Here is a 16465-nt window from a genome sequence, read left to right as displayed (position 1 = left end):
ATAACGGGGATAAGCGGAATAAGGCCCATGTGATTCAACGGCTCTCGCCTGTGAAAAAGAAAACGGCCATCCTGTGAGGGACGGCCGTTTCCGAATGCGTGTATGCGGAAGAATCGAAAGGCTCAGGCCTCTTCGGTCTTCTCTTCCTCAGCGGCATCCTCGGCAACTTCTTCCGTCGCTTCGGGGGCAGCCTGGACTTCGACTTCTTCTTCGTCGTCGTTGTCATTTTCTTCGCTGCCGACGGCGCGGCCGAGAAGTTTCTGCTGTTCGGCTTCGTCCGTGCTGCGGGCGATGTTCACGGTGATGTTCACCGCGACTTCCGGGTGCAGAACGACACGGATTTGCTCAAGGCCAAGGACCTTAAGTGCGCGGTCGAGAATGACCTGACGCTTGTTGATGGTGACGCCTTCGGCGGTCGCGGATTCGGCAATGTCACGGGAGGTGACGGAGCCGTAGAGCTGACCGCTGTCGCCGGCGGCCCGGATGATCGGGACCATCAGGCCTTCGAGCTTCTTGGCAACCTTTTCGGCTTCAGCCTTACGCTCGAGGTTTTCCGCTTCGAGCTGGGCCCGCTGGCCGTCGAAGTGGGTCAGGTTGCTCTTGTTGGCACGCAGGGCTTTACCCTGGGGCAGCAGGAAGTTGCGGGCAAAACCCGGCTTGACGGTAACGACGTCGCCCATCTGGCCGAGACGTTCGATACGCTCCAGAAGAATGACTTCCATTTTTCTTACTCCTTAAAGGCCGAAGCCGTTGCCGCGTTGCCGCGGTGCAGGCCGGTTCCGGCCAGGGTCACGTTCAATTCGAATTCCGTGCGATCCGGCCCTTCAGGTCCGCCCAGTGATCGACCAGTCCCGCGAAAACAAGCAGGAGCCAGACGAACTGCAGGACAGGCAGCACGAAGGACAGGATCATCAGCGTATAGGTCACGTGCAGAAGCCAGCGCTTGCCAGTCAACGCGGAGGCCAGGGCGTGTATCAGCCCCAGTCCCGAGAGGAAGAAAGGCAGACACAGGATTGGCACCGCATTCCATCCGAGATAACCGAGCGTTCCGTCCGTGACCGCTGCCAGCAAGGCGGCAACGGCGAGCGGAAAGGGCGCCCAGTTCGGCAAGCGGATGTCCCGCATGTCGGGCGAAGGCCTGAGGTTGACGTTGAAGCGTGCGAGCACGCCCTGCGCCAACAGGCCATTGACGAGGATCATCGCCGCCCATTGCAACCCGGCAACACCGGGAAACACGGCGATGATCAGCTCCTGGAAGGCAACAAGCTGCTCCGGAGGCAGGGCCATTGGCCCTTCGAGGACTGTTCCCATAGTCTCGAAAAGTGCCTCGACTTTCATCCTGACGATGGCTTCGAGGCCTTCCCCCTGCAGGCCGGTCACCACGATCGCCGTCAGCAATCCCGTAGCGGGGATCACCGTCAGCCACATGGCCAGCATGCCGGGAGGGAACCATTCGAGATCCGTATTCTCCTGATCCTCGTTCAGCGGACGGGCCAGCAGCGCCTGCCGTGCAAGCAGGACTGCGGGCAACCCGCAGAAGATCAGGAAGAGCAGAGCGGCCAGACTGTTGGCGGCGAACAGCACTATAGCGCTCCCCGCCAGTGCTGCGGCCATCCCCGCAATCCACCCCCGCCCGAGAGCGATGGCGAACAGCGGGAGAGGCGACAGGAACGCAAGCAGAATCGCCCCAAGCGATCCGAGGATCGTAGAGAGATACATGAGCGCACTTGCGATTGCCGCCGCTCCGATGGGAAACCACCTGGACCACATCTTGCCTCGTCAAGCCCGCATCAGCGGGCATCGGCTAATCCCGTTTAGCTGAGCACGTACGGCAGCAGGGCCATGAAGCGGGCACGTTTGATGGCTCGCGCCAACTCACGCTGCTTCTTGGCAGACACGGCCGTAATGCGGCTCGGAACGATCTTGCCGCGTTCGGACAGGAAGCGCTGGAGCAGCTTGATGTCCTTGTAGTCGATTTTCGGCGCGTTGGTGCTGGCGAACGGGCACGATTTGCGACGGCGCATGAACGGCTTGCGGACAGCGGCGCGGGAAATTGTAAGAGTGCTCATGGATCAGTCTCCCTGGGCTTCGCTTGAGGCCGGCTCACGGTCGGCGCGTTCCGGGCGGTCACCACGGTCCGGACGATCGCTGCGTTCCGGACGGTCACCACGGTCGAAACGACCACCGCCACCAGGACGGCCACCACGGCCACCACGGTCGGTGCGTTCGGTCTTGGCAAGAACGATCGCGGACGGGCCTTCAGGAAGCTCTTCCATGCGCAGCGTGATGTAACGCAGCACGTCTTCATTCAGACGCATCAGGCGTTCCATCTCAGTGATGGCTTCGGCCGGGGCTTCCATGTGCAGCAGCACATAATGGCCCTTGCGGTTCTTTTTGATCTTGTAGGAGAGGGAGCGCAGACCCCAGAATTCGGTGTTCTTGATCTCACCACCCATGTTGGTGATGATCTCAGAGAATTCGGTTGTAAGCTGCTCGGCTTGGGCGGACGAGATGTCCTGGCGTGCGATAAACACGCTCTCATAGAGAGGCATTGGTGCTCCTTACGGATAATCAGAACGTTCCTCATGGAACGCTGCTAAGCCGGCATAAACCGGCAAGGAGTTATGTAAAAACCCGCCCCGGCACGAGGTGCCTTAGCGCGGGACCGGCGGAATATACACAAATCCGGCGGGCGTGCAACTCCGCTGTCGGTTCCGCTTGACAGGGCATTGGCGGGCCGTTCTTTTTGGCGCCGCTAAAAAGCATGTGTATCAGGCATTTCTCTTCACCGGCCCAGCCGTTTGGAAGAGGTTTTGGAAATGCCGTGAAAGACAAGGATGTCACATATGACAACGGTTCGCGCATTTACATTCCCGGGGCAGGGTTCCCAGGTCGTCGGAATGGGCAAGACGCTCGCTGACACCTACGGCGAGGCGCGCGCGGTTTTTGAACAGGTTGACGAGGCTCTGGGCGAGCCCCTGTCCCGGCTCATGTTTGAGGGGCCGGAAGAGGAACTCGTCCTGACCCGCAACGCGCAGCCCGCCCTGATGGCGGTCAGCCTTGCTGTCGTCCGTGTTCTGGAAGCCGAGAGCGGCAAGACGATCGGTGATATGGCGAGTTTTGTCGCGGGCCACTCGCTTGGCGAATACTCCGCGCTCGCGGCGGCGCGTGCTCTCGATCTTGCGGATGCAGCCAAGCTGCTTCGGCTGCGCGGCGAAGCCATGCAGTCGGCGGTTCCGGTCGGCGAGGGTGCCATGGCGGCGCTGCTCGGCGTGTCGCTCGATGTGGCGCGTGAGATTGCGGCGGAAGGCTGTGCCGACGGCGGTGTCTGCGATATTGCCAATGACAATGCCGACGGACAGGTCGTGATCAGCGGCGCCAAAGCTGCAGTAGAACGCGCCGTCGCGGCCGCTGCCGACAAGGGCGCGCGCAAGAGCATCATGCTGCCCGTCAGCGCCCCGTTCCATTGCGGCCTGATGGCGCCAGCCGCCGACGCGATGGCGGAAGCACTGGCGATCACAGATCTGCGGCAGCCGCTGGTGCCGCTGGTGTCGAACGTGCTGGCGGACAAATTGATCGACCCGAGTGAGATCCGCATTCGCCTGGTCGAGCAGGTCACCGGCATGGTGCGCTGGCGCGAATCCGTTCTATGGCTGGCGTCCCAGGGCGTCACCGATATCGTCGAACTCGGCGCCGGAAAGGTGCTGACTGGTATGGCCAAGCGGATTGATCGCTCTCTCAAGGGCAGCGCTATCGGCACGCCGGAAGAGATCGCGGCCTATCTCGAAACCCTTTAAGGTCCAATCGGCCCGGTCATGGGCGAGGGAGAATTCATATGTTTCGTCTGGATGGAAAATCGGCCCTGGTGACGGGTGCGAGCGGCGGCATCGGCAATGCCATTGCCAAGGCTCTGCACGCGCAGGGGGCGGAAGTCGTCCTGTCCGGTACCCGTGAGGAGGCGCTGCAGGCGCTGGCAGGGGAGCTGGGCGCGCGCGCGCACGTGGTGACGGCAAATCTCGGCGATGCCGAGTCGATCGCCACGCTTGCCAAGACGGCGGAAGACATCGCTGACGGCGGTATCGACATTTTGATCAATAATGCGGGCGTGACCCGTGACGGCCTGATGATGCGAATGAAGGACGAAGACTGGGAGGCGGTGATGAACGTCAACCTGATGTCCGGTTTCCGTCTCTCGCGCGCTCTGATGCGCGGCATGATGAAACGGCGCTGGGGGCGCGTTATCGGCATTTCCTCCATCGTTGGCGCGACCGGCAATCCGGGCCAGGCGAATTATGCTGCCTCCAAGGCCGGCATGGTCGGCTTCACCAAGTCCCTGGCCCAGGAAGTCGCGAACCGGGGCATCACCGCGAACGTGGTGGCGCCAGGCTTTATTAAAACCGCGATGACCGATGCCCTGGACGAGGCGCAGCACGAGAAACTGCTTGCCGCTGTTCCGGCTGGCCGTCTCGGTACGCCGGAGGATATTGCTGCCTCTGTGGTTTATCTCGCCTCCGAGGAAGCGGCATATGTTACAGGTGCTACCATTCATGTGAATGGCGGTATGGCGATGCTGTAGCGGCCGCCGAGCGAGTGCGGGCGGACCGAGTCGCAAGCCCGGCATTGGCTTTGATGCTGCAGACGCTTGGTGTTTCTGATGCTAGGCAAGTAAAAAAAAGTGTGGTATCCCGCCGCCGCTTACAGGTGTGTTGCCTATCTGTTTCGGACTCCATGATGAAACACGGGTTTCTTGGAGTATATTGAGGTCGGTGAACGCAGGCGTTTCGCTGACAAACCGTTGAGCTTAAGATTCGAGGAAAACAAAAATGAGTGACGTCGCCGCTAGCGTGAAGAAGATCGTGGTCGAACATCTCGGCGTTGATGAGGCCAAAGTGGTCGACTCCGCGAGCTTCATCGACGACCTCGGGGCCGACAGCCTCGACACGGTTGAACTTGTCATGGCGTTCGAAGAAGAATTTGGCGTCGAAATTCCGGACGATGCCGCCGAGAAAATTCTGACCGTGAAGGACGCGATTTCCTTCATCGAAGAATCTTCCAAGTAATTGACTGACGACTGCCCTCGGGCGGAGTTTTCCGCCCGGGGTTACGTTTGTAATCTGGAAAAGTGCAAGGCATGAGACGTGTCGTAATCACCGGCCTCGGTCTGGTTACGCCCCTCGGCGATGGGGTCGAACATAATTGGTCCCGGCTCCTGAACAGCGAGTCCGGCATCAGGGCTATCGATACATTCGATGTTTCCGATTTGCCCGCGAAAATTGCCGGTACTGTTCAGGAAGGCGAAGGCGGCGGTGGTCTCTTCAATCCGTCCGCCTATCTGGAGCCGAAAGAGCAGCGCAAGATCGACCGTTTCATTCTATTCGGTGTGGCTGCTGCCGATCAGGCGGTGCGCGATTCCGGATGGATGCCCGAAGACGAGGAAAGCCAGGATCGTACCGGCGTTCTCATCGGCTCCGGCATTGGCGGTCTGACCAGCATTTCGGAGACGGAAGATCTGATGCGGGATCGCGGTCCGCGCCGTATCAGTCCGTTCTTTATCCCGGCTGCACTGATCAATCTTATTTCCGGCCACGTTTCCATCCGTTTCAGATTTCGCGGTCCAAACCATTCCGTCGTCACGGCATGTGCGACCGGCGCCCATGCAATTGGCGACGCTGCGCGTCTGATCATGCTGGACGATGCCGATGTCATGGTGGCAGGCGGTGCCGAAGCGGCTGTCTGTCGGCTCGGTATTGCCGGTTTCTCCGCAGCCCGGGCTCTGTCGACGGGTTTCAACGAGGCTCCCGAGACGGCTTCCCGTCCCTGGGACGATGGCCGTGACGGCTTCGTCATGGGTGAAGGCGGTGGCTGTGTCGTTCTCGAAGAATACGAACACGCAAAACGCCGCGGCGCGAAGATTTACGCCGAAGTGACCGGTTACGGCATGTCCGGTGACGCGCACCACATCACGGCTCCGGCCGCAGACGGTAATGGCGGCTACCGTGCCATGAAGGCCGCTCTCAAGCGGGCCAACCTGGCGACCGATCAGATCGATTACATCAACGCACACGGCACCTCCACGCCGCTGGGAGACATGATTGAGCTGGGCGCCGTGAAGCGTCTGATGGGCGACGATCTGGGCGGTGCTTCCATGTCATCGACCAAATCCGCCGTCGGTCATTTGCTCGGTGCGGCTGGTGCGGTCGAGGCGATTTATTCGGTGCTTGCGATTCGCGACAGCATGTTGCCGCCGACGCTTAATCTCGAGTCGCCGTCCGAGAATGTCGGGCCGGTCGATCTCGTGCCGCTCAAGGCCAAGGAGCGCAAGATCAAGCATGCGCTTTCCAATTCCTTCGGGTTCGGCGGCACCAACGCGTCCCTGATCTTCTCCGCCGTGGATTAACGCAGCATGGGCCGGGCCCTGCTGCGTGCATTCCTTGGTCTGCTGATTCTGGCAATCGCCGGTGCAGTCTGCTGCGCATGGCTCTATGCCCAGTTCACCAGCCCGGGGCCGCTTCCCGTATCCACTGCAATCGTCATTCCCTCCGGAACGGGCCTGGAAGGCATTGCAGCTTCCCTTAAGAGGGCCGGCGCGATCCGGCGTGACTTCGTCTTCGTAATCGGCGCCAGAGCCTCGCGGCAGGCCCGGAGCCTGAAAGCCGGGGAGTATCTGATCCCGGCGGAGTCAAGTCCGCGCCAGGTGATGGAAATCCTTGCATCCGGCAAGACGGTCGTGCGGCGGCTGACGATCCCGGAAGGGCTGACGGCCGCTGAAGTGATGGCGCGGCTGGAACTTGCTGAAGGGCTGACCGGCGGTGCAGGCAACCCGGCCGAGGGCTCCTTGCTGCCGGAGACCTATCATTTCTCCTATGGCGACAGCCGTGAGGAACTTGTCAAACGCATGCAGGCCTCCATGGAGACCACCGTCGCCAGGCTTTGGGACATGCGGTCTCCGGATTTGCCGGTCAAGACGCCGGAAGAGGCGGTGATCCTTGCCTCAATCGTGGAACGGGAAACCGGCATACCTCAGGAGCGCGGCTTGGTCGCGGGCGTCTTCGCCAACCGGCTGAAACGTGGCATGCGCCTGCAGTCGGACCCGACCGTGGCTTACGGTATTGCTCCCGGCGGCCTCGAGCAGCCGCTCACCCGGGCGGACCTGAAGCAGCCGACGCCGTATAATACCTATGTGATCAAGGGCCTGCCGCCGACGCCGATCGCCAATCCGGGGATCGATGCGATCAGGGCGGTGATGAACCCGGTTCAGACGGATTATCTGTACTTCGTCGCCGACGGGTCTGGAGGTCATGCCTTCGCCCGGACGTTGAAGGAGCACAATCGCAACGTCCGAAAATGGCGGAAGATCCGCGACTCGAACTGAGCGCCATGCATGAAGCTCGACCAGACAGGAAACAACAGAAACCTGTCTGCCACTGTACAGCCCTGAAAACCGCGTGCGCCGGGTTCAGCCCGACTTGGTCGGCAGGCGCCCCATCAACCCGTCGATCCAGGATGGCGGGATGATCTGAAGAAGCTGGACTGTGGCGTACATCGGCCACGGAAAGGCAATCCGGGCCTTGTTCCGTTCCAGCCCGCGCCGGATCCTCTCCGCCGCGTCGTCCGCCTCCATCAGGAACGGCATCGGGAAATCGTTCACCGCCGTCATCGGCGAGCGGACATAACCAGGGCAGATAACCGACACTTCGATGCCCTCACGGGCGGCAGTCGGCCGAAGTCCTTCGCCAAACACCTTCACCGCCGCCTTGCTGCCGCAATAGGCCGGCGCCCCGGGAAACCCCCGGAAGCCGGCGAGGGAGCTGACGATCCCGATCTGCCCCTGGCCGCGCTGCTGCATCAGCGGCAGGGCCGGCAGGACGGTGTTCATCACACCATCGACATTGACCGCATAGACCCGGCGCACCTGATCGGCGGGTTCGGGCCCGCCGTCTCCGGTCCCGGCGGAGATCCCCGCATTGGCAATGACAAGGTCGAGTGGCGCGATCCTGTTTGCCGAGGCGACCCAGACCTCCATATGCGTCCGCTCGGTCACGTCGATCGTCTCGGTATGGACCTCCGCGCCCTTCGCCGTTGCGATCCGGGCGACCGCTTCCAGCCGGGCCGAATCTCGCCCGCCGAGGAACAGGGTCTTTCCCGGCGACGCATAGGCTTCGGCGAGCGCAGCGCCTAATCCGCTGGAAGCGCCGGTGATGAGAATTGCTCTGGGCGCACGCATCTGGCTGCTCCGCGTCTTGTTGCCGTAACGGGGCGCGGATATAGTGCGCCCCCTGAACCTATAGCAAAGATCTGGTGGTGCGAGTGGCGATCAACAGCATGACGGGTTACGCCCGTGTCGAGGGAACCCATGACGCTGGAGACGGCGCCGCGCAATGGCAGTGGAGCTGGGAGGTCAAATCGGTCAACGGCAAGGGCCTCGATATCCGCTTCCGCCTGCCCGGCGGCTTCGATGCGCTGGAGATCCCGGCCCGCAAGCTGATCGGCAGCAAGCTCGGCCGGGGATCGCTTTCCGTCTCCCTGATGCTCTCCCGCCAGACAACCTCCAAGGCGCTGACGGTGAACCGCGAGCTGATCGAGCAGATCCTTGAGCTTCAGACCACGCTGGAAGCCGAGGGCAAGATCTACCCGTCGCCGCCGCGTCTCGACAGCCTGCTGTCCGTACGCGGTATTCTGGAGACGGAGGAAGAGCCGGCGCAGGATGCGGCCGCGAAAGAAGCTCTCATCGCCGCGCTTCTGACCGGACTGGAACAGGCGCTGAAACCCCTCTCCGAAATGCGCGGTGAGGAGGGCGTCCATCTTGCCGCCATGCTGACGACCCATCTCGACACGCTCGCCGGGCTCTCCAGGGTCGCCAAGGATACGGCGGACCTGCAGCCGGGCCAGCAGCGGGAGCGGATGAAGCAGCAGATTGCCGAGATCCTGGAACAGTCCCCACCGGTCTCCGAGGAGCGTCTGGGACAGGAGCTGGCCCTGCTGGCGACCAAGGCTGACATCCGCGAGGAAGTCGACCGTCTGGACGCCCATGTCGCGGCCTGCCGGGATCTCGTCACAGCCGGCGGGGTGATCGGCCGGAAGCTCGATTTCATCTGTCAGGAGCTTAACCGGGAGAGCAACACGATCTGCTCGAAGGCGGCATCCCTTGCGCTCACCAATATCGGCCTTGAGCTGAAATCGACGGTCGAGCAGTTCCGCGAGCAGGTTCAGAACGTCGAATGAGCATGTCCGACGAGTTTTACCCCGATGTGCAGCGCCGCGGCCTGATGCTGGTGCTGTCTTCCCCGTCTGGTGCCGGCAAGACCTCAATCTCCCGCCGCCTTCTGGAGACCGAGGACGAGTTGACCATGTCCGTCTCGGCGACCACCCGGCCCCGGCGGCCGGGGGAGGTCGATGGCGTTGATTACCACTTCATCGACCAGACCGACTTCCAGCTGATGATTAACCGCGGCGAGTTCCTGGAATATGCCAAGGTCTTCGACAATTACTACGGCACCCCGCGCGGCCCGGTGGACGATGTCCTGAGTGGCGGCAAGGACGTGCTGTTCGATATCGACTGGCAGGGCACCCAGCAGGTCGCAGATGCGGCCCGCGAGGATCTGGTCAGCGTCTTCATCCTGCCGCCCTCGACCCAGGAGCTGGAGCGCCGCCTTATGGGCCGGGCGCAGGACAGCGCCGAGGTCGTCGCCCAGCGCATGTCAAAGGCAGCGGACGAAATCAGCCATTACCGCGAATACGATTACATCATCGTCAATCGCGATCTCGACGAGAGCGTCGAGGCAGTGCGCGCCATCCTCACCGCCGAGCGCCTGAAGCGCGACCGGCGGCTCGGGCTGACGGATTTCGTCAAGCTGCTGCGGGAAGGGCGTTAGGCCGCGCCTTCGTTCATAGATCGCAACGGTCCGCGTTCAACTGCAGGTGAACAGCGATGACGTCCGTCTGGTGCCGTGGCTGTCTGCAACGGCGGACTTGTTGACGGGGGAAAGGCGGGTGCTGGAATAAGTGCTGCAGCCGGTCTTGTGCTATGCGAGTGAAGGGATGCGAGAACGATGATCAATAGGAAATTGGAAACTTAGTAAATTGAACGTGAATTACTCCCCGAATTTTTATTCAAGCACGGGATCAGATTTTAAAATCTGGTTTTCGATTGTGGGATCTATTTTTATTCAATTTGTGTCTATTGTGTTGTTTGTTGGAAAAGTATCGGATCCGTGGATTTATTTAAATGTGTTGGCGATTTCGAATATTTTAATATTGTACAGATATGCACTACAAAATAGAAAATACAGTATATTAAATAGTTATTTCTATGTAGCTGGAGTTATAGTTGTGTTTTTAATTTTCTATTTTCAAATATTTATTATCTCAATATTGAGAAGTAATATTTATTTATTCATAATAAATGCTTTTGGGTTGATGCTTTTTGTTTTTTATAGTTTTTTTCGAATCAAGAAAGTGAGGCGAGAAAGGTTGCGGATGAGGGAAATACGTGGGAATTAAGGGGACACACACCTTTTTTCCGAACGTGCCATGCTGGTGTCGTGAGGCGGGGGGCGGAATTAAGTCGTGTGTCCCCTTAATATTAAGTCGTGTGTCCCCTTAATATTGTTCCTTAATATTAATGATTGTTAATAAATATAGTTGAATCTGGAACCCCATAGAAATAATGCTATTCGTAGTAGCGTATTCAAATGGGAATCAATTCATGAGAAAATTTTCGGTTGCGGCCGTAACCGTTGCGGCGCTGTCTCTGTCTGGCTGTGCATCCGGTTCACAAACTGTTGAGGCCGCCAAGGTTGATGCCGAAAAATATTCAGGCCTCAATTGCCAGCAGCTTGAGTTTGAGGTGACCCGTTCAGCAGACAACTTGATGGTTGCAAGCAAGGCTCAGGATGCAGAGGCATCGAAAGATGCGTTGGTCACGGGGATGGCAATCATGTTTTTCGTGCCTCTGGCAGTTGCCGCGGCGGGAGACAACGGCGAAGAAGCCGAACTTGCGCTACGCAAGGGGGAATTCAAGGCACTCGAACAGACAGTATATTCGTCCAATTGCGGTCTGGAGCAGAAATATGCTGAACGGAGTGCTGAGATCGAAGCGTATTATGAGATTCGCAGGAAGCGCGTCGCACAGGATGAGGACTATGATTCTGGACGTGGATACGCTCAGCGCTGGTAGATCTGTCGATCCCCTAATTGCGGGTACGCAATTAAGGGATGATCAAACTTTAAGAGAGTTATGACGGTAATCGCGAATTAAGGGGACACACCCTAATTCCCCAATCGTCATTCCGAACCCCGATCCGGGATCCATGGGAAGGCGAACGCCGCTCTACGAATTTATGGATCCCGGCTCTCCGGCCGGGATGACGGGTTTTTCAAGATTGGGATTAAAAGAACACACGACTAACGCGTTGCGTCGTGGGGCTCTGTTGTCCCGGTTCTAGGTCAGCTGAAAAACCAAGAGCGGCCGCATGTACCCTTCTAGCCGTCCTTGGCGCAAGTCAGCATCTTCTCTCGACCCGTCAGCGCCCTGCTACGTCGCAGCTCTAAAAGGCGCCTTACCGTTCAGTCGTCTTCCAGCTCGATATAGTCGTTCCACGGGCGCAGGGCGCGTGGCGGGTCTGCCGGTGAGGGTTGTTCGAAGTCGAGGGTGAGGTTCGGATTGTAGAACGGGTCGTGCTCGCAGACCTTGGCCCATCGCTCCTGCATATATTCGGACTCCGCGTTGAAGCGGGCCCGCTTGTCCGGGTCGGTATCCTCGCCGCGGCTGATGGACTCGTAGTGGTACAGCTCGGCATAGGGCGTCCAGATGATGCGATAGCCGGCCTCGCGGATCTTCAGGCAGAAATCGACATCGTTGAAGGCAACCGCCAGGTTCTGCTCGTCGAGGCCCTGAACCTCTTCGAAGACCTTCTTCGGTGCGAGCAGGCAGGCGGCGGTCACGGCGGAGAAGTTCTGTACCAGCATGGCGCGGCCGAAAAAGCCACGGCTATCCCGGGGCAGGCGCTTGTCGAAATGGCCGGCAACACCGCCAAGCCCGACGATCACGCCGCCATGCTGCAGCGTATCGTTCTCGTAATAGAGCTTGGCACCGACCGCGCCGACGCCCGGCTGCGTGACCTGACGCACCATCTCCGACAGCCAGTCTTCGTTGATCGGCGCAATGTCGTTATTGATCAGGCCGATGATCTCGCCTTTGGCAAGGCGTGCTGCATCGTTGTTGAGGCGGGAATAGTTGAACTCCCCGTCATCCCGGTGCACCCGGATTCGCGCGTCCTCTTCCAGGGTGCGCAGATACTCGAGTGTTTCTTCTTCATCGCTGCCATTGTCGACAATGATGATTTCCCAGTTCGGATAGTTGTTCTTTTCCCGAATACCGTCGACGGCGCCTTTCAGGATCTCGGCCCGGTTTCTGGTCGGGATGATCAGGCTCACCAGCGGCAGCGTTTCGGGGAGTTCATAGATCACCCGCTGGCTGTAGACATCCCGGCCCTGAACCACCTTGCCCTTGATCTTCGAGCGGTCGAGATGATCCTGAATGGCCCGTATCGCCGCGTCCCCGGTATAGTCCTTCTCCTCCTCGGCGAGCGCGGTGGAGCCTTCGGCCGCGCGCCAGTGATAGAGGATATGCGGGACGTGCCGGATGTTTTCCGGTTTGGTCTGCTCGATAACACGCAACGCGAGATCGTAATCCTGGCTGCCCTCGTAGCCGAGACGGAAGCCGCCGACCTTCTCGACCAGCGCTCGGCGGTAGATGCCGAGATGATTGATCAGGTTCTGGCCGAGGAACATGTCCGGCGCCCAGTCGGTCTTGAAATAGGGGGCGTAGTGATCGCCGCTCTCGTCGATCTTGTCTTCGTCCGAATAGATAATGTCAGCATCGGGATGATCCCGAACCTCGACCGCCATCATGTAAAGGGCGTGGGGCGTCAGCTCGTCATCGTGATCGAGCAGGGCGATATAATCACCCGTGGCGATCTCGAGCGCGCTGTTGGACGCCGCCGAGATATGCCCGTTCTCCTCGCGGAAGACGACTTTGATGCGGTCGTCCTCGTTGGCGAAGCGTCGGAGCAGGTCCTTCGTTTCCTGCGACGTGGAGGCGTCGTCGGCAATACAGAGCTCCCATTCGGGGTATAGCTGGTTCTGCACGGACGCGATTGCCTTGCTCAGGTACTGAGTTGGCGTGTTGTAGGTCGGCATGACCACGGAGAAGAGCGGCTTCTTCTTCATCGTGCCGATATGTCTGTTGATCGCGGCGCGGTCGTCTGCCGTCAGTGTGCCGTAAAGCTCGAACCAGCGCGTGTAGCTGCTGATCGGGTCGGGGCCGAGGCGGGCCACGCCTTCGAAGAAGCCCTTCACGTCCCGTTTCACCACGAGATCGAAGAGCCGTTTGCCGACTCTTTTTCTGGCGTCCTTGTGGTCGATAATTTCGCGGATCCGGCTCCAGAGCGTGCGCAGGGTCAGCAGCGTGCGGCTGACCTCGCGGATCCGGATATGCTTGACCTCGAAACTGCCAACGAAATGCACCGGGTCGAAGCGAAGCTGGAAGACGCCTTTCGGAAGGCGGACGACGGCCTTGCCGACCCCGCCCCGGGTCGGCGGCAGGCGGAACCTGTAGGCTTCCTCGAAACCGTAGCCGGCATCCGCGAAGAGGAATGGGGACGCGCCGCGCTTTGCCTCGATCTCATACGATATTTCGGCCCAGCCTTCCGGCAGGAAACGCCAGGGTGAGCCAAGGATCAGCTGCGGATTGGGCTCGGTGGAGCGGAACTTGTCATCGCCGAGTGCCTCAGCGTGCACGGTGCTGGCGATATGCATGTCGTGCTTCAGCACCCGCATGGCGCCGAGCGTGCGCAGGGCGAGGCGGTTGATCACCCGGAGCGGGCGCGTCAGTTTCCAGGACCAGGTCTGGGTAATGAAGCGCAGCTCGCGGTGGATCCGTGCGTTCTCGATATTCAGATCGTGTTGTGCCTGCTTGTAGCTGTCATGCAGATCCGCGCGCTGAACCATGAGCGAGTGGATGATCCTGTCCCGCTCCCTGACCCTGGTCTCCCGCTCCTCGACACGGCTGATCTGCTCCGTCGCCCAGTGTTCCCGCTCGACCAGCTTGCGGTGCAGGTCGACGATTTCCTCGCGCTGCTTTTTCTCGCGCGGGGCGCCTTCGCCGACGATGTCGTCGAAATAGCTGCCCGCCTGATCAAGCTCACGCGCCACCATGTCGATATCGGCAAGGGCTGCAGCATCCTGCGGGTTCTGCTCAAGCGCGCGGCAGGCGGCAAAGACGCGGCCGGTCCAGCGGGCGAGGGTGGCGGAGCCGTAAAGCTCGGTATCGTGAAAGGCGAAATGGCGCAGGCCGGGCCGGATGAACTTCTCGATCTCGGCGCGGGACTCGTCGGTCACCTTGTCGAGCGGCAGACCGAGCTGTTCGGCAAGGCCTTCGATCGCAGGCTGCCAGTCCTGCATCAAGGCATCGTAGCTGACGAAGGCGCGGCGCTTGCCTCGGGTCGCCCGCTCTGCCTCGATGACATGCCGGAGCCAGAGGACCATGCCGCGGCCGTTCGAAAGGCCGTCGCGCTGGTGCAGGGAGCGGACAACCTCAAGCGGATGCCGCTGCATGATGATGTAGGCGGGTTCGGCGCCCAGCTCTTCGATGACCGGATCCCAGAGCGGCATCAACCGGCACATGCGCGGGTCCTTGATGCCCCAGAGCGGCGCCGTGCCAAAATCGGTATTCAGAAAGGCAAGGATCTTCTCGCGCGCGGCCTGCGCCGCCTCCGTCTCCGTCCAGCCGTCCGGCAGGGCGCGCGGGTCGTCCCAGAACATGTCGAACGCGACCAGCAATTCCTCGTTGGTCACGACGGCGCCCAGATGCTCCCAGAACCCGGTCTCGTTATTGCCTTCGGCCGGCGGCAGCAGATTGTCGCTCAGGTCGACCCCGAGGATATTGCAGACCCTGGTCAGGGCGGATGTGCCGCTCCGGTGCATGCCGAGAATAACGACTGCTGTCGGTTTGCTTGAGGTCTTGGGTTTGGATGCCATGGATCTGGGACTCGTCGGGTGAACTTCGTTCGCGGTTCGCTTGGTCGGTCGTCTGGATATCATAAACGGTGTGGTTCGGCGATGTTGCCCGGCCCGGTCCGGCGCAACACAGGGCAGTCCGGCTCAGGATAGGTAACCGAATCTTTCCAATGCGTCGGTGGCCTTCTCTGTCAGGGCACGCGCTTCGTCTTCCGGCAGGCTGCGCCATCGGCCGACGGAAGAGGGTGTCCGGATCACCGAATCGGCTCCGGCGCCGACGCGCCCGGCGAGGGCAGGCTCGATGCCGCCATTGATCAAGGCACCGGCGAGAACCTTTCCGGGCGCGGCACAAAGGTCTTCGAATCGGATGCGCATATAGCGGCTACCGAGTTCCCGCTCGCCCCAATCCGCTACCTGGCTGTTGGCGCGCGCCCAGAGCTTGATGGCAAATTCCGGAGTGGCGTCGCCATAGGCCTCGCCGAACAGGGCTTCATAATGTTTGTTGGGCTGATTCTGGTTGTCGCTCAGCGCCATGTCGCGCCCGTCGCGCACCAGATGCAGGAAGCTCATGCCCGGGCAGGCCGCGGCAATAATGGGCAGCACGTACATGCTGCGGGGATTCTTCCAGCCCCAATGCCCGGCCTTTTGCGGCAACTCGGCGGTGTATGTCTTCAGGGCCGCCTTGAAACCGCGTTCAGCTGCCGTGCGTGTTCCGCCGGACAACTGGTCTAGCGCGTAATCGAGAGAACGGGTTTCCCGCAGAACCGGATTGATGATCTCGTCCAGGAAAGGCTCGAAATCCATCGCGTCGCCGGCATGATTGAGCCGGGTGCCGACGAAAAAGCCGGCCTCCGCCAGTGCGCCATGCAGGGCCCGGGTTCCGGACCCGCCTGTGGCGCCGATCAGCAGGGGCGCACTCGTGTCCTGGCGAACGAAAAACCTGTCGATAATCTTGTCGAGCACACTTGCTCCGGCCCCTTCAAGGGCTGTCGGTTGATTGGGATGTGCCTAGATAGGGCAAGGCCAAGCTCTTAGCCAAGATGTAAATTACGCCTTCACCTGTGGAAAGCGATCCGATATAAGGCCAATAGGCCAAACCGCACACGAAATTGTGGATTTTCGATCGATGGGCAAGTATCTCGACGACCTTTGGAACGACCTTGAGCAGACTTGGGATCTCGCCATGCAGGTGAATGATCTTTCCGAGCAAGAGCGCTCTGACGTGTCGGCTGCCTGGGAAACCTACTTCAAGCCGGCTGAACTGGTTGACGCCGCGAGGACCGAAGGCGAGGGCGTAACCCCGCCGACCAAGGTGTTCTGCACCAATATCTACGGTCTGCAGTACAATCCGGAAACCAAATACTGGGTTCCTTTCCGTCACGGTGATATCGACCTGGCGAAATTTACCGAGGATTGATCCCCAAGGCCTGCCGGACTTTTCGCCAGC

At 60.3% G+C, this 16465-nt stretch carries 16 protein-coding genes; 9 read left to right on the top strand and 7 right to left on the bottom strand.

Annotated features, from left to right (window positions below; genetic code table 11):
- Positions 1–122: 122 nt before the first annotated feature.
- The 4 genes from rplI to rpsF form a co-directional block, all read right to left on the bottom strand.
- Positions 123–722 (bottom strand): 50S ribosomal protein L9, encoded by a 600-nt coding sequence (rplI, locus tag K328_RS0108320; RefSeq protein WP_028465587.1) that lies wholly within the window; start codon positions 720–722, stop codon positions 123–125.
- 73 nt (positions 723–795) lie between these two features.
- On the bottom strand, positions 796–1770 hold the full coding sequence (locus K328_RS0108315; RefSeq protein ID WP_084608165.1) for a DUF2232 domain-containing protein: 975 nt from the start codon (positions 1768–1770) through the stop codon (positions 796–798).
- Between the two features lie 44 nt (positions 1771–1814).
- Positions 1815–2069 carry a 30S ribosomal protein S18 gene (gene rpsR, locus K328_RS0108310; RefSeq protein ID WP_028465585.1) on the bottom strand — a complete coding sequence of 85 codons (255 nt, stop codon included), beginning with the start codon at positions 2067–2069 and terminating at the stop codon, positions 1815–1817.
- Positions 2070–2072: 3 nt separating this feature from the next.
- The gene (gene rpsF, locus K328_RS0108305) at positions 2073–2552 is read right to left on the bottom strand and encodes a 30S ribosomal protein S6 (protein ID WP_028465584.1); all 480 of its coding nucleotides are present in this window, start codon (positions 2550–2552) and stop codon (positions 2073–2075) included.
- Positions 2553–2846: 294 nt separating this feature from the next.
- Here rpsF and fabD point away from each other — a divergent pair, with 294 nt between their 5' ends.
- From fabD to mltG, 5 genes are all read left to right on the top strand, one after another.
- The gene (gene fabD, locus K328_RS0108300) at positions 2847–3797 is read left to right on the top strand and encodes an ACP S-malonyltransferase (RefSeq protein WP_028465583.1); all 951 of its coding nucleotides are present in this window, start codon (positions 2847–2849) and stop codon (positions 3795–3797) included.
- Between the two features lie 38 nt (positions 3798–3835).
- Complete coding sequence (fabG, locus tag K328_RS0108295) at positions 3836–4576, top strand: 3-oxoacyl-[acyl-carrier-protein] reductase (protein WP_028465582.1); 741 nt, start codon at positions 3836–3838, stop codon at positions 4574–4576.
- A gap of 247 nt (positions 4577–4823) precedes the next feature.
- Positions 4824–5060, top strand: coding sequence for an acyl carrier protein (locus K328_RS0108290; protein ID WP_028465581.1), 237 nt, complete (start codon positions 4824–4826; stop codon positions 5058–5060).
- A gap of 71 nt (positions 5061–5131) precedes the next feature.
- Positions 5132–6397 carry a beta-ketoacyl-ACP synthase II gene (gene fabF, locus K328_RS0108285; protein ID WP_028465580.1) on the top strand — a complete coding sequence of 422 codons (1266 nt, stop codon included), beginning with the start codon at positions 5132–5134 and terminating at the stop codon, positions 6395–6397.
- Between the two features lie 6 nt (positions 6398–6403).
- On the top strand, positions 6404–7372 hold the full coding sequence (gene mltG, locus K328_RS0108280) for an endolytic transglycosylase MltG (RefSeq protein ID WP_028465579.1): 969 nt from the start codon (positions 6404–6406) through the stop codon (positions 7370–7372).
- An 84-nt stretch (positions 7373–7456) separates the two neighbouring features.
- Here the strand turns inward: mltG and K328_RS0108275 are convergent, their stop codons facing one another.
- Entirely contained in the window at positions 7457–8224 is a 768-nt protein-coding gene (locus tag K328_RS0108275; RefSeq protein ID WP_028465578.1) for an SDR family NAD(P)-dependent oxidoreductase, read from the bottom strand.
- A gap of 83 nt (positions 8225–8307) precedes the next feature.
- On the opposite strand from K328_RS0108275, the gene K328_RS0108270 reads away from it, so the two are divergent.
- The 3 genes from K328_RS0108270 to K328_RS0108260 all read left to right on the top strand — a co-directional run bounded on the left by K328_RS0108270 (position 8308) and on the right by K328_RS0108260 (position 11176).
- The gene (locus tag K328_RS0108270; protein ID WP_245577426.1) at positions 8308–9222 is read left to right on the top strand and encodes a YicC/YloC family endoribonuclease; all 915 of its coding nucleotides are present in this window, start codon (positions 8308–8310) and stop codon (positions 9220–9222) included.
- Positions 9223–9224: 2 nt separating this feature from the next.
- A complete protein-coding gene (gene gmk / locus K328_RS0108265) occupies positions 9225–9872 on the top strand; it encodes a guanylate kinase (RefSeq protein WP_028465576.1) in 648 nt (215 codons plus the stop codon).
- 833 nt (positions 9873–10705) lie between these two features.
- Positions 10706–11176, top strand: coding sequence for a hypothetical protein (locus K328_RS0108260; protein ID WP_028465575.1), 471 nt, complete (start codon positions 10706–10708; stop codon positions 11174–11176).
- Positions 11177–11565: 389 nt separating this feature from the next.
- Here K328_RS0108260 and K328_RS25700 read toward each other — a convergent pair whose 3' ends face one another.
- Positions 11566–15039 (bottom strand): glycosyltransferase, encoded by a 3474-nt coding sequence (locus tag K328_RS25700; RefSeq protein ID WP_051284646.1) that lies wholly within the window; start codon positions 15037–15039, stop codon positions 11566–11568.
- A 123-nt stretch (positions 15040–15162) separates the two neighbouring features.
- A complete protein-coding gene (locus K328_RS25695; protein ID WP_051284645.1) occupies positions 15163–15981 on the bottom strand; it encodes a sulfotransferase in 819 nt (272 codons plus the stop codon).
- 163 nt (positions 15982–16144) lie between these two features.
- Between K328_RS25695 and K328_RS23080 the strand changes: the two genes are divergently transcribed.
- Positions 16145–16435, top strand: a complete 291-nt coding sequence (locus tag K328_RS23080; RefSeq protein ID WP_051284644.1) for a hypothetical protein — start codon at positions 16145–16147, stop codon at positions 16433–16435.
- The last annotated feature ends 30 nt before the right edge of the window (positions 16436–16465 follow it).

The organism is Nisaea denitrificans DSM 18348, from assembly GCF_000426505.1.
GTDB lineage: Bacteria > Pseudomonadota > Alphaproteobacteria > Thalassobaculales > Thalassobaculaceae > Nisaea > Nisaea denitrificans.
The sequence above is the reverse complement of the archived record's forward strand: the minus strand, read 5'-3'. Positions and strand labels throughout refer to the sequence as shown.

What these genes read in the sequence shown, in the direction of transcription:
- gmk (WP_028465576.1), top strand. Translation starts at nt 9,225, where the DNA reads ATGTCCGACGAGTTTTACCCCGATGTGCAGCGCCGCGGCCTGATGCTG.
- rplI (WP_028465587.1), bottom strand. Translation starts at nt 722, where the DNA reads ATGGAAGTCATTCTTCTGGAGCGTATCGAACGTCTCGGCCAGATGGGC.
- rpsF (WP_028465584.1), bottom strand. Translation starts at nt 2,552, where the DNA reads ATGCCTCTCTATGAGAGCGTGTTTATCGCACGCCAGGACATCTCGTCC.
- K328_RS0108315 (WP_084608165.1), bottom strand. Translation starts at nt 1,770, where the DNA reads ATGTGGTCCAGGTGGTTTCCCATCGGAGCGGCGGCAATCGCAAGTGCG.
- K328_RS0108290 (WP_028465581.1), top strand. Translation starts at nt 4,824, where the DNA reads ATGAGTGACGTCGCCGCTAGCGTGAAGAAGATCGTGGTCGAACATCTC.
- rpsR (WP_028465585.1), bottom strand. Translation starts at nt 2,069, where the DNA reads ATGAGCACTCTTACAATTTCCCGCGCCGCTGTCCGCAAGCCGTTCATG.
- K328_RS23080 (WP_051284644.1), top strand. Translation starts at nt 16,145, where the DNA reads ATGGGCAAGTATCTCGACGACCTTTGGAACGACCTTGAGCAGACTTGG.
- fabF (WP_028465580.1), top strand. Translation starts at nt 5,132, where the DNA reads ATGAGACGTGTCGTAATCACCGGCCTCGGTCTGGTTACGCCCCTCGGC.
- K328_RS25700 (WP_051284646.1), bottom strand. Translation starts at nt 15,039, where the DNA reads ATGGCATCCAAACCCAAGACCTCAAGCAAACCGACAGCAGTCGTTATT.
- mltG (WP_028465579.1), top strand. Translation starts at nt 6,404, where the DNA reads ATGGGCCGGGCCCTGCTGCGTGCATTCCTTGGTCTGCTGATTCTGGCA.
- fabD (WP_028465583.1), top strand. Translation starts at nt 2,847, where the DNA reads ATGACAACGGTTCGCGCATTTACATTCCCGGGGCAGGGTTCCCAGGTC.
- K328_RS0108260 (WP_028465575.1), top strand. Translation starts at nt 10,706, where the DNA reads ATGAGAAAATTTTCGGTTGCGGCCGTAACCGTTGCGGCGCTGTCTCTG.
- K328_RS0108275 (WP_028465578.1), bottom strand. Translation starts at nt 8,224, where the DNA reads ATGCGTGCGCCCAGAGCAATTCTCATCACCGGCGCTTCCAGCGGATTA.
- fabG (WP_028465582.1), top strand. Translation starts at nt 3,836, where the DNA reads ATGTTTCGTCTGGATGGAAAATCGGCCCTGGTGACGGGTGCGAGCGGC.